At 72.8% G+C, this 13,804-nt stretch carries 10 protein-coding genes; 3 read left to right on the top strand and 7 right to left on the bottom strand.

What is annotated here, in order from left to right; translation table 11 throughout:
- Positions 1-37 precede the first annotated feature (37 nt).
- Positions 38-1,549, top strand: a complete 1,512-nt coding sequence (locus tag FEF34_RS08270; protein WP_138052560.1) for an amino acid permease — start codon at positions 38-40, stop codon at positions 1,547-1,549.
- Positions 1,550-1,571: 22 nt separating this feature from the next.
- Here FEF34_RS08270 and FEF34_RS08265 read toward each other — a convergent pair whose 3' ends face one another.
- Complete coding sequence (locus FEF34_RS08265; protein ID WP_138052559.1) at positions 1,572-1,943, bottom strand: PIN domain-containing protein; 372 nt, start codon at positions 1,941-1,943, stop codon at positions 1,572-1,574.
- 172 nt (positions 1,944-2,115) lie between these two features.
- On the opposite strand from FEF34_RS08265, the gene FEF34_RS08260 reads away from it, so the two are divergent.
- Positions 2,116-3,225, top strand: coding sequence for a hypothetical protein (locus FEF34_RS08260; RefSeq protein WP_138057365.1), 1,110 nt, complete (start codon positions 2,116-2,118; stop codon positions 3,223-3,225).
- Positions 3,226-3,365: 140 nt separating this feature from the next.
- On the opposite strand, the gene FEF34_RS08255 is transcribed toward FEF34_RS08260, so the two are convergent.
- The 5 genes from FEF34_RS08255 to FEF34_RS08235 form a co-directional block, all read right to left on the bottom strand.
- Entirely contained in the window at positions 3,366-5,495 is a 2,130-nt protein-coding gene (locus FEF34_RS08255) for a 3-hydroxyacyl-CoA dehydrogenase NAD-binding domain-containing protein (protein WP_138052558.1), read from the bottom strand.
- A 73-nt stretch (positions 5,496-5,568) separates the two neighbouring features.
- The gene (locus tag FEF34_RS08250; RefSeq protein ID WP_138052557.1) at positions 5,569-6,819 is read right to left on the bottom strand and encodes an acetyl-CoA C-acyltransferase; all 1,251 of its coding nucleotides are present in this window, start codon (positions 6,817-6,819) and stop codon (positions 5,569-5,571) included.
- A gap of 628 nt (positions 6,820-7,447) precedes the next feature.
- The gene (locus FEF34_RS08245; RefSeq protein WP_138052556.1) at positions 7,448-8,731 is read right to left on the bottom strand and encodes an HRDC domain-containing protein; all 1,284 of its coding nucleotides are present in this window, start codon (positions 8,729-8,731) and stop codon (positions 7,448-7,450) included.
- An 80-nt stretch (positions 8,732-8,811) separates the two neighbouring features.
- Positions 8,812-9,474, bottom strand: coding sequence for a helix-turn-helix transcriptional regulator (locus FEF34_RS08240; protein WP_093651875.1), 663 nt, complete (start codon positions 9,472-9,474; stop codon positions 8,812-8,814).
- Positions 9,475-9,916: 442 nt separating this feature from the next.
- Positions 9,917-10,588: a DUF3000 domain-containing protein gene (locus tag FEF34_RS08235; RefSeq protein WP_138052555.1), complete on the bottom strand. Its 672-nt coding sequence runs from the start codon at positions 10,586-10,588 to the stop codon at positions 9,917-9,919.
- 90 nt (positions 10,589-10,678) lie between these two features.
- Between FEF34_RS08235 and hemE the strand changes: the two genes are divergently transcribed.
- Positions 10,679-11,791 (top strand): uroporphyrinogen decarboxylase, encoded by a 1,113-nt coding sequence (hemE, locus tag FEF34_RS08230; RefSeq protein ID WP_407698264.1) that lies wholly within the window; start codon positions 10,679-10,681, stop codon positions 11,789-11,791.
- A gap of 635 nt (positions 11,792-12,426) precedes the next feature.
- On the opposite strand, the gene FEF34_RS08220 is transcribed toward hemE, so the two are convergent.
- A complete protein-coding gene (locus FEF34_RS08220; RefSeq protein ID WP_138052553.1) occupies positions 12,427-13,800 on the bottom strand; it encodes an FAD-dependent oxidoreductase in 1,374 nt (457 codons plus the stop codon).
- Positions 13,801-13,804 lie beyond the last annotated feature (4 nt).

The following is a 13,804-nucleotide window of genomic DNA, read 5'->3' as shown; positions in this document are numbered from 1 at the left end:
ATCATGGCCACACGGCCATGGGTACGGAGGTACGCCGGTGAGCACACAGCAGCAGCCCCCGCGGAGCACCGGGGCGTTCCGGACCAAGACGGTCGAGCAGTCGATCCGGGACACGGAGGAGCCGGAGCACGCGCTCAAGAAGTCACTCTCCGCCTGGGACCTCACCGTATTCGGCGTCGGTGTCATCATCGGCACGGGCATCTTCGTCCTGACGGGTATCGCCGCCAGGGAGAACGCCGGGCCCGCGACCGCTCTGTCCTTCGTCGCCGCGGGCGTCGTCTGCGCCCTCGCCGCGCTCTGCTACGCCGAGTTCGCGTCCACCGTTCCGGTGGCAGGCTCGGCCTACACCTTCTCTTACGCCTCGATCGGCGAACTCCCCGCCTGGATCATCGGCTGGGACCTGGTCCTGGAGTTCGCCCTCGGCACGGCGGTGGTGGCGGTCGGCTGGTCCGGGTACGCGCGCGCCCTCCTGGAGACCAACCTCGGCTGGCAGATGCCCGCCGCGCTCTCCGGGCCCGACGCGGGAGGCCACTTCGACCTGCTGGCCTTCCTGCTGATCCTGGCGCTGACCGCGGTCCTCGTCATCGGCATGAAGCTGTCCGCCCGGATCACCGCGATCGTCGTCGCGATCAAGGTCATCGTGGTGCTGCTGGTCATCGTCGCCGGCGCCTTCTTCATCAAGGCGGACAACTACGTGCCGTTCATCCCCCCGGCCCAGCCGCAGGAGACGGGCGGCGGCCTCGCGGCGCCGCTGGTGCAGGCGCTGTTCGGCTACGAGCCCACCAACTTCGGCGTCATGGGCATCTTCACCGCGGCCGCCATCGTCTTCTTCGCCTTCATCGGCTTCGACGTCGTCGCCACCGCCGCCGAGGAGACCAGGAGCCCCCAGCGGGACATGCCGCGCGGAATCCTGGGCTCCCTCTTCATCTGCACCCTGCTGTACGTGGCCGTGACCATCGTCGTCACCGGTATGCAGCACTACACGGAGATGTCGGAGACGGCCCCGCTCGCCGACGCCTTCAAGGCGGTCGACCAGCCCTTCTTCGCCGGCGCCATCAGCCTCGGCGCGGTCGTGGGGCTCATCACCGTCTGCATGATCCTGCTGCTGGGCCAGACCCGGGTGTTCTTCGCGATGAGCCGCGACGGACTGCTGCCGCGCTTCTTCTCCGTCACCCACCCGAAGTTCCGCACGCCCCACCGGGCGACCATCGTGCTCGGCGTGGTGATCGCGCTCATCGCGGGTTTCACCAGCCTCGAGGCGCTCGCCGCCCTGGTGAACATCGGCACGCTCTTCGCCTTCGTCATCGTGGCCCTCGGCGTCATCATCCTCCGCAACACCCGGCCGGACCTGCACCGCGCGTTCCGGACCCCTTGGGTGCCGGTGCTGCCCATCGTGTCGATCGCGGCGTCGCTCTGGCTGATGCTGAACCTCCCGGCGGAGACCTGGCTGCGGTTCGCCGTGTGGATGGCGATCGGCGTGGTCGTCTACTACCTGTACGGCCGCTCCCACAGCCGTCTCGGCAAGCTGGGCAGGAACGCCGAGTACTGATTGGTAGGGGCGAGCGGGCGGGTCAGCCGCGGCGGACCGTGCGCGGCCCCACGACCCGTGCGCCCAGTGCCTCGACCCGGTCCCGCAGCCCCCGGTCGGCCGTGACCACGACGGTGGGACGGCCGGCGTTCTCCCGGACCAGTTCCACGACGCGGTCGTCCCCACTGCCGGTCGCGGCCTCGACCCGTACGCCGGGGACGGGCCCGACGCCCCTCGCACGGCCCTCGACGACCAGGACCACCTCGACCGGACCGGGGTGCCCGGGGATGCCCTCCTCGGCGAGCGGGACCAGTCCGTCGCGCAGCCGCTCGGCCGCGCCCCGGCGGTCGCGCCACCAGCCGTCCGGTACCGAACCGACCACGTTCGCGCCATCGACGATCAGGAGAGGGACCATGGCGGAAGCGTGTCACAGGACCGGTCCGCGGGCGGGCGAACCGGTCTGCCGCCGGGTGTTATCGTCACGTGAATCAAGAGATTGCACGGCGCTCGGGGAAGGTGGGCAACGGGCCATGTCATTGCGGTCTGCGCGGCGGTCGAAGCGTCGGACGGGCACCCCGCCCGACAGCGTGGGCGCCGAAGGCCGGCATCGCCGGGCGGCCCGGGCGACGACCTCGCTGCCGGCCGACCCCTCGCTCCCGTCGACCGCCGGCTGGCTGCTGCGCGGCAAGGACGGACGGCTCTCCGCGTACACGCCGGCCGCCGACGGCGTCCTGCGCTGGACGGAGAAGCGGCCCGGCGGGCCCGAGTGGACCGGCCCCGAACTGTTCCCCGCCCCCGGCATCCTGCCGTACCTGGCGATCGCCCAGGGCTCGGACGGCTATGTGCAGCTCGTCGCGCTGCGGCGCACCCCGCTCCCCGGCGGCGAGGTCGCCACGGACGTCGTGCAGGCCATCCAGTACCAGTCCGGGCGCCCCCTGCGGGACTGGTACGCGCTCGGCACCCCGTACGCCCAGGACCGCGCCCTCGCGGCCACCACAGGGCTCCCCGCCGCCGTCGTGGACTCGGAGGGCTCCCTCCACGTCTTCGTGCGCAACGCGGGCGGCGGTGTCTGCGGCCGGGCGCAGGTGCCGAACGGCAAGTGGAACAAGTGGGCCGACCTCAAGGGCAGCGGCACGCTCGGCCTGCCCGCCGCGACGGTCACCGACCACGGGCTGATGGAGGTCCTCGCCCCGACGGAGGACGCCGTGCTGCGGTGGGACCAGGAGACCCAGGGCGTGAAGTTCCAGCGCGCCGACGACATCGCGTTCTCCGCCGCCAACGGCTCCGTCAGCTCCGAGCGCACCGGCCGCGAGCGGCTGACCCACTTCTGGCGCGACGCGGCCACGGGCGCCGTCCACGCCTGGCGGGAGGGCATGGCCGCGCCCGCGGCCCTCGGCGGCGAGGGCGGCACCGGACCGGTCGCCGTGCTCCGTACCCCCGTCGACGGGCAGGACTGCACGATCCTCGCCCAGCGCGGCGCCGACGGCCGCCCGGCCCTCGCCGCGTACCCGACGGAGGAGGAGTCCGCCGGCCTCAACTGGACGCCCACGGGCGACGCTTGTGCCGGCGCCCCGGCCCTCGCCATCGACGGCACCGGCCGCGTCGTCCTCGCCGCCCTCGGCGCCGACGGCTCCCTGCGCGTGACCCGGCAGAAGTCGGAGTCGGGGCTGGCGATGGAGGCGTGGACGCGGGCGTGAGGCCCGCGCCCCCGGCCGGGGGCGCACCGGGGACGGACGCACGAGAACGGGCCGTACGGGATCCCTCCCGTACGGCCCGTTCCTGTCGGCCCGCATGGCCGCCGCACCGTCACCGGTGCGGCGGCCATGCGGTCATGTGGTCACGCGGGGACGCTCGCCACACCCTGCGCCAGGAACCTCTTGCCGTTGACGCGCTCGCTGACGCCCTCGCGGTCCAGGTACGGCGTGATGCCGCCCAGGTGGAAGGGCCAGCCGGCGCCGGTGATCAGGCACAGGTCGATGTCCTGCGCCTCGGCGACGACACCCTCCTCCAGCATCAGCCCGATCTCCTGCGCCACCGCGTCGAGGACACGGGCGCGGACCTGCTCCTCCGTCAGGACGCTGTCGCCCTGCTTCAGCAGCGCGGCGACCTCCGGGTCCAACTCCGGCCTGCCGCTGTCGTACACGTAGAAGCCGCGCTTGCCGGCCTCGACGACCGCCCTCAGGTTCGGGGAGACGGTGAAGCGCTCCGGGAAGGCGCGGTTCAGCGTCTCGGACACGTGCAGACCGATCGCCGGGCCGACCAGCTCCAGCAGCACCAGCGGGGACATCGGCAGACCGAGCGGCTCGATCGCCTTCTCGGCGGTGGCGACCGGGGTGCCCTCGTCGATGACGTTCTGGATCTCGCCCATGAAGCGGGTCAGGATGCGGTTCACGACGAACGCAGGGGCGTCCTTGGTGAGCACCGCGGTCTTCTTCAGCTTCTTGGCGACGGCGAAGGCCGTGGCCAGGGAGGCGTCGTCGGTCTGCTCACCGCGGACGATCTCCAGCAGCGGCAGGATCGCGACCGGGTTGAAGAAGTGGAAGCCGACCACGCGCTCCGGGTTCCGGAGCTTCGAGGCCATCTCCGACACCGACAGCGAGGAGGTGTTGGTGGCGAGGATCGCGTGCGCTGGGGCGACGGCCTCGACCTCCGCGAACACCTTCTGCTTGACCGTCATCTCCTCGAACACGGCCTCGATGACGAAGTCCGCGTCCGCGAAGCCCTCGGCCTTGTCCAGGACACCGGTCACCAGCGCCTTGAGGCGGTTGGCCTTGTCCTGGTTGATGCGGCCCTTGCCAAGCAGCTTCTCGATCTCGGCGTGGACATAGCCCACACCCTTGTCGACGCGCTCCTGGTCGATGTCGGTGAGGACCACCGGCACCTCCAGGCGGCGCAGGAACAGGAGCGCCAGCTGGGAGGCCATCAGACCGGCGCCGACGACACCGACCTTGGTGACCGGGCGGGCCAGCGACTTGTCCGGGGCGCCGGCGGGGCGCTTGCCGCGCTTCTGCACCAGGTTGAAGGCGTAGATGCCGGAACGCAGTTCGCCGCCCATGATGAGGTCCGCCAGTGCGGTGTCCTCGGCGTCGAAGCCCTTCTGCAGGTCGCCGTCCTTGGCGGCCTCGATGATGTCGAGGGCGCGGTAGGCGGCCGGAGCGGCACCGTGCACCTTGGAGTCGGCGATGGACCGGCCCTTGGCGACGGCCTGGTCCCAGGCCTCGCCGCGGTCGATCTCGGGGCGCTCCACCACGATCTCGCCCTTGAGGACGGAAGCGGTCCAGATCAGCGACTGCTCCAGGAAGTCCGCGCCCTCGAAGATCGCGTCTGCGATGCCGAGTTCGTGCACCTGGACGCCCTTGAGCTGCTTGTTCTGGTTGAGCGAGTTCTCGATGATCACCGAGACTGCGCGGTCCGCCCCGATCAGGTTCGGCAGGATCGTGCAGCCGCCCCAGCCGGGAACCAGACCGAGGAAGACCTCGGGCAGCGAGAAGGCCGGCAGGGCCTTGGAGACCGTGCGGTAGGAGCAGTGCAGACCCACCTCCACGCCGCCGCCCATCGCCGCGCCGTTGTAGTAGGCGAAGGTCGGGACGGCGAGCGAGGACAGCCGCTTGAAGACGTCGTGACCGCCCTTGCCGATGGCGAGAGCGTCCGAGTGCTGCTTCAGCAGCTCGACGCCCTTGAGGTCGGCGCCGACGGCGAAGATGAACGGCTTGCCGGTGATGCCGGCGCCGACGATCGCGCCCTCGGCCGCCTCCTTCTCCACCTGGTCGATCGCGGTGCTGAGGTTCGCCAGCGACTGCGGGCCGAAGGTCGTCGGCTTGGTGTGGTCCAGGCCGTTGTCCAGCGTGATGAGGGCGAACCGGCCCGCGCCGCCGGGGAGGTCGAGGTGGCGCACGTGCGCCTGGGTGACGACCTCGTCCGGGAACAGCTCGGCCGCGCCCTTCAGGAGCTCTGAGGTGGTGCTCATGCCGCAACCTCGCTTCGCTCGGTGGGGCATGCGCACATGCTGCACCTCTCCATGGTTCGCTCGCTGCGCTCGGTCACTTGTTGCCTCCGGCGTCCTTGTGGTGCGGGTTCTCCCAGATCACGGTGGCGCCCATGCCGAAGCCGACGCACATCGTGGTGAGGCCGTAGCGGACCTCCGGCTGCTCCTCGAACTGCCGCGCCAGCTGCGTCATCAGACGCACGCCGGAGGAGGCCAGCGGGTGGCCGAAGGCGATGGCGCCGCCGTACTGGTTCACCCGGGCGTCGTCGTCGGCGATGCCGTAGTGCTCGAGGAAGGCGAGCACCTGGACGGCGAACGCCTCGTTGATCTCGAACAGGCCGATGTCGTCGATGGACAGCCCCGCCTGCGCGAGGGCCTTCTCCGTCGCGGGGATCGGACCGTAGCCCATGACCTCGGGCTCGACGCCGGCGAAGGAGTACGAGACCAGGCGCATCTTGACGGGGAGGTTGTTCTCCCGGGCGAAGTCCTCGGAGGCGATCAGCGAGGCGGTGGCGCCGTCGTTGAGGCCCGCTGCGTTGCCGGCGGTGACGCGGCCGTGGACGCGGAAGGGCGTCTTGAGGCCCTTGAGGTTGTCCAGCGTGGTGCCCGGGCGCATCGGCTCGTCGGCGGTGACCAGGCCCCAGCCGGTCTCGCCGGCCTCGCCCGCGGCGGAGCCGCCGTCGGGTACAGCGGTGCGGCGCACCGACACCGGTACCAGGTCCTGCTGGATCTTGCCGTCGGCGTACGCCTTGGCGGCCTTCTCCTGCGAGCGCACGGCGTACTCGTCGGCCCGCTGCTTGGTGATCGTGGGGTAGCGGTCGTGCAGATTCTCGGCGGTCATGCCCATGAACAGGGCGGACTGGTCGACGAGCTTCTCCGACACGAAGCGCGGGTTCGGGTCCACGCCCTCGCCCATCGGGTGGCGGCCCATGTGCTCCACACCGCCGGCGATGGCGACGTCGTACGCGCCGAAGGCGACGGACCCGGCGACCGAGGTCACGGCGGTCAGCGCGCCCGCGCACATGCGGTCGATGGAGTAGCCCGGGACGGACTGCGGCAGACCCGCGAGGATGCCGGCGGTGCGGCCGATGGTCAGGCCCTGGTCGCCGATCTGCGTGGTCGCGGCGATGGCGACCTCGTCGATCTTCTTGGGGTCGAGGTCCGGGTTGCGGCGCAGCAGCTCCCGGATGGCCTTCACGACGAGATCGTCGGCACGGGTCTCGTGGTAGATGCCCTTCGGGCCCGCCTTGCCGAACGGGGTGCGGACGCCGTCGACGAAGACGACGTCCCTGACGGTACGAGGCACGATGGCTCTCCTCCAGGGTGCGGGGTGGCACTGCTGCGTGGCGCGCGGCTAAGCGTGCGCTTGCTGCCTTCATGCTACTTGCGGGTAACCGGGTTGCCCACCCCTCGCGGCGGGAGCGGCGAACGTCACACGCGAGAGCTTCGCGCCACCGGCGTCGACGCCCCGCAGGCACCCCGGACCGGTCGCGCGCACGGGGTCCAGCCCACGGGGTCCCGCGCACCGTGCGACACGCCTGCGCGGCGTCTCCCGTGCGGGGCGCGGCGGTTGGGGACGGGCGGGGGTGTCCGCGGGCCCGCGGGCCCGTCCTCGGCGCCGGGGGTGCACGGCTTCCGCGGCGCGCACCGGGCGGACGGCCGTACGTGGCGGCGACGCCTTTCCCACCGGTGCGCCCACGGGCCGCGGAAGGAGTCCGAGCGCGGAGGGGCGTGCTCGGGACGTTCCGTCATGTGCCGCGCCCCAACCGGACCGCGGCCGGTGCACGGTCGGGGGCCGGACCCCATGCCGTCCCGCCTGCGGGCCGGAGGCCCCCGGACGCCGCACCTGCCCCGGAGGCAGCGCACCGCGACGGGCGCCGCGCGTGCGGCGCCGTGCAGGGACGTGCGACGCCCGGAGCCCGCGCGGTACGGCGTCAGGGAGTCGCCTGGAGCGCCCTCGTCAGGAGCGGCGTCACCAGTTCGACCTGCCACGGCCGCGCACCCAGCGCGGCCAGTGCCGAGGCGACCGCCTCCGGGTCCGGTTCCACCGGCGGCTCCCAGCACAGGCGCCGCACCGTGTCCGGAGTGATCAGGTTCTCCTGGGGCAGGTTCAGCTGCTCCGCCAGCGCGGACACCGCCGCCCGCGCCGCGGACAGCCGTGCCGCCGCCACCGGGTCCTTGTCCGCCCAGGAGCGCGGCGGGGGCGGTCCGGCCACTGGCTGCCCCGGCTGCGGCAGCTCCGCCTCCGACAGTGCACGCGCCCGGTCCACCGCCGACTGCCACTGCTCCAGCTGCCGCCGGCCCATGCGGTGCCCGAACCCGGGCAGGGCCGTGAGTGCGTGCACGTTCAGCGGGAGCGCCAGCGCCGCCTCGATGATCGCCGCGTCGCCGAGCACCTTGCCGGGGGACACGTCGCGGCGTTGCGCCACCTTGTCCCGGGCCGTCCACAGTTCCCGTACGACGGCCATCTGACGGCGGCGGCGGACCTTGTGCATGCCCGACGTGCGCCGCCACGGGTCCTTGCGCGGGGGTGCGGGCGGGGCCGAGGCGATGGTGTCGAACTCCTGCCGCGCCCACTCCAGCTTCCCCTGCCGGTCCAGTTCCTTCTCCAGCGCGTCCCGCAGGTCCACGAGCAGCTCGACGTCGAGCGCCGCGTACCGCAGCCAGGGCTCGGGGAGGGGGCGGGTGGACCAGTCCACCGCCGAGTGGCCCTTCTCCAGGGCGTAGCCGAGCACCGACTCGACCATGGCCCCGAGGCCCACCCGGGGGAAGCCCGCGAGCCGCCCGGCGAGTTCGGTGTCGAAGAGCCTCGTCGGCAGCATGCCTATTTCGCGCAGACACGGGAGGTCCTGGGTGGCCGCGTGGAGGATCCACTCGGTGCCGGCGAGGGCGTCGCCGAGCGGGGAGAGGTCGGGGCAGCCGACCGGGTCGACGAGCGCGGTGCCGGCGCCCTGGCGGCGCAGCTGCACGAGGTATGCGCGCTGCCCGTAGCGGTAGCCGGACGCGCGTTCGGCGTCGACGGCGACGGGGCCGGTGCCGGCGGTGAACGCGGCGACGACGGACTCCAGTGCCTCGGGTGTGGAGACCACCGGAGGGATGCCCTCCCGCGGCTCCAGCAGGGGGATCGGCGCCCCTTCGTCAGAGACGCCGTCGTCCGGGGGGCCGCCCCCGGTGGTGCGCAGGTCCGGCTCTGCTGCGGTCTCTTGGGCGTCGGTCACCTGTCAAGGGTATCCGTGAACGGCAAGCGCCCGTCGACGGAACGTTCCGTCGACGGGCACCGGACCGGTGTAGAGGAGGCTCAGTGGATGATGCCGGTACGCAGCGCCACGGCCACCATGCCGGCACGGTCGCCGGTGCCCAGCTTGCGCGCGATGCGGGCCAGGTGGCTCTTCACCGTCAGCGCGGACAGGCCCATCGAGACGCCGATCGCCTTGTTCGACTGCCCCTCGGCGACCAGCCGGAGCACCTCCACCTCGCGGCCGGACAGCTCGCGGTAGCCGCCAGGGTGGCTCGGGGCGCCGGGGGGACGGCGGTGCAGCCGGGCGGCCGCGGCGCCGATCGGGGCGGCTCCGGGGCGGGTGGGGTGGCCGAGGTTGGTGCGCGTACCGGTCACGACGTAGCCCTTGACCCCACCGGCCAGCGCGTTGCGGACCGCGCCGATGTCGTCGGCGGCGGAGAGGGCGAGGCCGTTGGGCCAGCCCGCGGCGCGGGTTTCGGACAGCAGGGTCAGCCCGCTGCCGTCGGGCAGGTGGACGTCGGCCACGCAGATGTCGCGCGGGTTGCCGACGCGGGGACGGGCCTCCGCGATGGACGACGCCTCGATGACATCGCGCACCCCGAGCGCCCACAGGTGGCGGGTGACGGTGGAGCGGACGCGCGGGTCGGCCACGACGACCATGGCCGTCGGCTTGTTCGGGCGGTAGGCGACCAGGCTTGCGGGCTGCTCGAGGAGAACGGACACCAGGCCTCCTGGGAAGGTGGGGGACGGAGCCGGCTCGGGGATGAAGCCGGGGCGAACCGTGCTTGATGGGTCACCACCTCTTCGGCAGCAAACCTGGTCGCCTTTAGAGAAAGATCACGATTTGGTGAGTAACAATTCCGGCAATTAGGACGCGTGATCGATCATGCTGCGATCCTGTCCGGACATCCCCGGTGCCCTTCCGCGCCCCGGACCTGCGGCCGGCACCGCCGTCTCGGATCCCGGGCGGACGGCCACCGGAGGCACCCGGAGCCCGCCGCGCCGGCGGATCCGCCGATGACCCGCGCACCCCCGTCGCGACCGCACCGTGCGCCGCCCGGCGGACCGGCGCGCCTTTGGGCGCTTGCACTCGCCCCCACCGCACCGCGCGCCGCCGCTCCGCCTTCTCGCGCCCGTGCTCCGGCGCGCCGGGTGCCCACCGGAGCTACGGCGCGTGCGGGCCCCGGCGCTGCGGCAGTGTGACGACGCCCGCCGTCGTGCCGTCGGGGACGCCCGCCGGCGGCAGTCCGGCGATCTGGCAGAGCAGGTCGCACCAGGCCGCGAGGTGCGCCGCGGTGTCCGGCGCCCCGTCACGGCCCTCGCGAGGGGTCCAGGACGCCCGGATCTCGATCTGCGTCGCCGGGCGGCGTTCCGCGAGTCCACCGAAGTAGTGAGACCCCGCCCGGGTGACGGTGCCGCTCGGCTCCCCGTACGAGAGGTTCCGCGCCTCCAGCGCGCCGGTCAGCCACGACCAGCACACCTCCGGCAGCAGCGGGTCCGCCGCCATCTCCGGCTCCAGCTCGGCGCGCACCAGCGTCACCAGCCGGAACGTGCCCTGCCACGCGTCGTGCCCGGCCGGGTCGTGCAGCAGGACCAGCCGGCCGTCCGCGAGGTCCTCGTCGTCGTCGTCGACGACCGCCGCCTCCAGGGCGTACGCGTGCGGGGCGAGGCGCTGCGGCGGCCGGGCCGGGTCCACCTCGATCCCGGGCCGCGGCCGTGCCGCGCGCAGCGCGTCGACCGCGAGGCGGAACGCCCGCGGCACGGAGTTCCGCTCGGCGCCGTCCGTGTCCTCGGCGCCGTCGGATGGATCGGAGAACTGTCCCTGAGCCGCAGCCATGCGGGGAAGAGTAGGCGGAACGCGGGCCCGGCGCAGGGAGGGACACCCACCCGCGCATGCTCCGTGCGCGCACATGCGAAGATTCTGGGCGTGAGCGCCAACGACCTTCCCCCGGCTCGGGGCACCGCCCCCGCCGGGGACGCCCCGTCCGAGGGCCAGCAGACGACGACCGACGCCCTGCGGGACTCCGCCTTCCTGAAGGCGTGCCGACGCGAACCCGTGCCGCACACACCGGTGTGGTTCATGCGGCAGGCGGGACGGTCGCTGCCCGAGTACCTGAAGGTGCGCGAGGGCATCCCGATGCTGGAGTCGTGCATGCGGCCCGAGCTCGTCACCGAGATCACGCTGCAGCCGGTGCGCCGACACAAGGTGGACGCCGCGATCTACTTCAGCGACATCGTCGTGCCGCTCAAGGCCATCGGCATCGACCTCGACATCAAGCCCGGCGTCGGCCCGGTCGTCGCCGAGCCGATCCGCCGCCGCGAGGACCTCGCCCGGCTGCGCGACCTGACCCCCGAGGACGTCGCGTACGTCACCGAGGCGATCGGGATGCTCACCGGTGAGCTCGGCGCCACCCCGCTCATCGGCTTCGCCGGCGCCCCGTTCACCCTCGCCAGCTACCTCGTCGAGGGCGGCCCGTCCCGCAACCACGAGCACACCAAGGCCCTCATGTACGGCGACCCGCAGCTGTGGGCCGACCTGCTCGACCGGCTCGCCGGGATCACCTCGGCCTTCCTGAAGGTGCAGATCGAGGCCGGCGCCTCCGCGGTGCAGCTCTTCGACTCCTGGGTCGGCGCGCTGGCCCCCGCGGACTACCGCCGCTTCGTCATGCCCGCGTCCGCGAAGGTCTTCGCCGCGGTCGAGGGGTACGGTGTGCCGCGCATCCACTTCGGCGTCGGGACCGGTGAACTGCTCGGCCCGATGGGCGAGGCCGGCGCGGACGTCGTCGGCGTCGACTGGCGCGTGCCGCTCGACGAGGCGGCCCGCCGCGTCGGGCCCGGCAAGGCGCTCCAGGGCAACCTGGACCCGGCGGTGCTGTTCTCCACCCGAGAGGCCGTCGAGGCCAGGACCCGCGAGGTCCTGGACGCGGCACACGGCCTTGAGGGCCACGTCTTCAACCTCGGCCACGGCGTGCTGCCGACGACGGACCCCGACGCCCTGACCCGGCTCGTGGAGTACGTCCACACCCGGACGGCGCGCTAGGTGTTCTGTCCCGGGAGGTTGTGGACGGTGAGGCAGATCTCGGTTGAGGGATCTTGAACGGGTGAGGGCCTTCCGGGTTCGGTGTGGATTGCGATATCTGCACCGACCATCAGAAGGCCCTCATGCCCCACCGTGATGCACCCCTGACCGAGACCGGACGACTGCGCCTGGCCCGAACGGCCGACGCGCTTGATCGGCGTCCGGAACCCCGGTCGCCGAGGCGCGGCAGATCTACCGAAGGATTGCTGGCGCAGGACACTAGCTGGGCGTGGTCGGTTTCTCCTGTACCTGCTGCACCGCCCGTTGCTCTCCGTGCTGTCCGGGCCCATGGCGCGCGTGGGACAACCCCCGCGGAGCCGCGCAGTTGCTCTGGCTGCTCGCCTTCCCCGTCGTCCTGTTCGTGCTGAGCGCCCTCACCTACCACCTGGTGGAGCTGCCCGGACCGCGGCTCGGCCGACGGCATCGAGCCGTTGCCGCGGCGCGCGGACGACGACCGGGCGGTGCCTGCGAAGACCGAGGAGCAGCGGGTACCGGTCTGACCGCCTCGGGGGGTCGGCGCGGCTCCCCGCACGTCCCGCGCCGCGCCACCGAGCGGCGCCGGCCCCGCACCTCGCGCAGCCCGCGACGTGTCCGGGTCAGCCGCTCGCGGCGCGCACGGCCGCCGCCGCCTTCCGTGCCGCCACCAGCACCGGGTCCCACACCGGGGAGAACGGCGGTGCGTAGCCGAGGTCCAGGGCGGTCATCTGCTCCACCGTCATCCCGGCGGTCAGTGCGACCGCCGCGACGTCCACCCGCTTCGCCGCGCCCTCACGCCCCACGATCTGCACGCCCAGCAGGCGTCCCGTGCGGAGCTCGGCGAGCATCTTGACGGTCATCGGGGCAGCGTCCGGGTAGTAGCCCGCCCGGCTCGTCGACTCGACGGTCACCGTCACGAAGCGCAGCCCCACCTCGCGGGCGTCCTTCTCGCGCAGACCCGTGCGGGCGATCTCCAGGTCGCACACCTTGCTCACGGCCGTGCCGACGACCCCCGGGAAGGTCGCGTAGCCGCCGCCCACGTTGGCGCCGATGACCTGGCCGTGCTTGTTCGCGTGCGTACCGAGAGCGACGTGGCGCTCCCGGCCCGACACCAGGTCGTGCACCTCGACGCAGTCGCCGCCGGCCCAGACGTTCTCGTGACCGCGCACCCGCATGGCACGGTCCGTGAGCAGCCCCCCGTACACCCCGAGGGGGAGGCCGGCCGCCCCCGCGAGGGTCGTCTCCGGCTCCACGCCGATCCCCAGCACCACCACGTCGGCCGGGTACTCCCCCTCGGCCGTCGACACCGCACGCACCCGGCCGTCCCCGCCGGTCGGGATGCCCGTCACATCGGCGCCGTCGACGGTGGTGATGCCCAAGGCGTCCATCGCCTCGTGCACCAGCAGGCCCATGTCGGGGTCCAACGTCGCCATCGGCTGCTCCCCGCGGTTGACGACCGTGACGTCGAAGCCGCGTTTCAGCAGCGCTTCCGCCATTTCCACACCGATGTAGCCGGCGCCGACGACCACCGCGCGGCGGCCCGCCGTCCTGCCGAGCGCGTCCAGCAGTGCCTGGCCGTCGTCGAGGGTCTGCACGCCGTGCACCCCCGGGGCGTCGATCCCGGGCAGCCGAGGCCGCACCGGCCGGGCACCGGTCGCGATGACGAGCTTGTCGAAGCCCGTCCACGTCTCGGTGCCCGCCACCAGGTCCCGGGACCTGACCCGCTGGGCCCCGACGTCGATCTCCGTGACCTCGTGGCGCGTCCGGAGGTCGATACCGCGCTCCCGGTGTTCCTCGGGCGTCCGTGCGATGAGCGAGTCCCGCTCCGCCACGTCGCCGCCGATCCAGTACGGGATGCCGCACGCCGAGTACGAGGCGAAGGGGGAGCGCTCGAAGGCGACGATCTCCAGTTCCCCCGGACCTCTGAGCCTGCGCGCCCCCGACGCGGCGGACATCCCCGCCGCGTCGCCGCCGACGACCACCATGCGTTCCATGCGG

It is taken from the genome of Streptomyces marianii (genome assembly GCF_005795905.1).
GTDB classification, from domain to species: domain Bacteria; phylum Actinomycetota; class Actinomycetes; order Streptomycetales; family Streptomycetaceae; genus Streptomyces; species Streptomyces marianii.
Note: the sequence above shows the minus strand (reverse complement) of the source record. Positions and strands in the feature narration are given on the sequence as shown.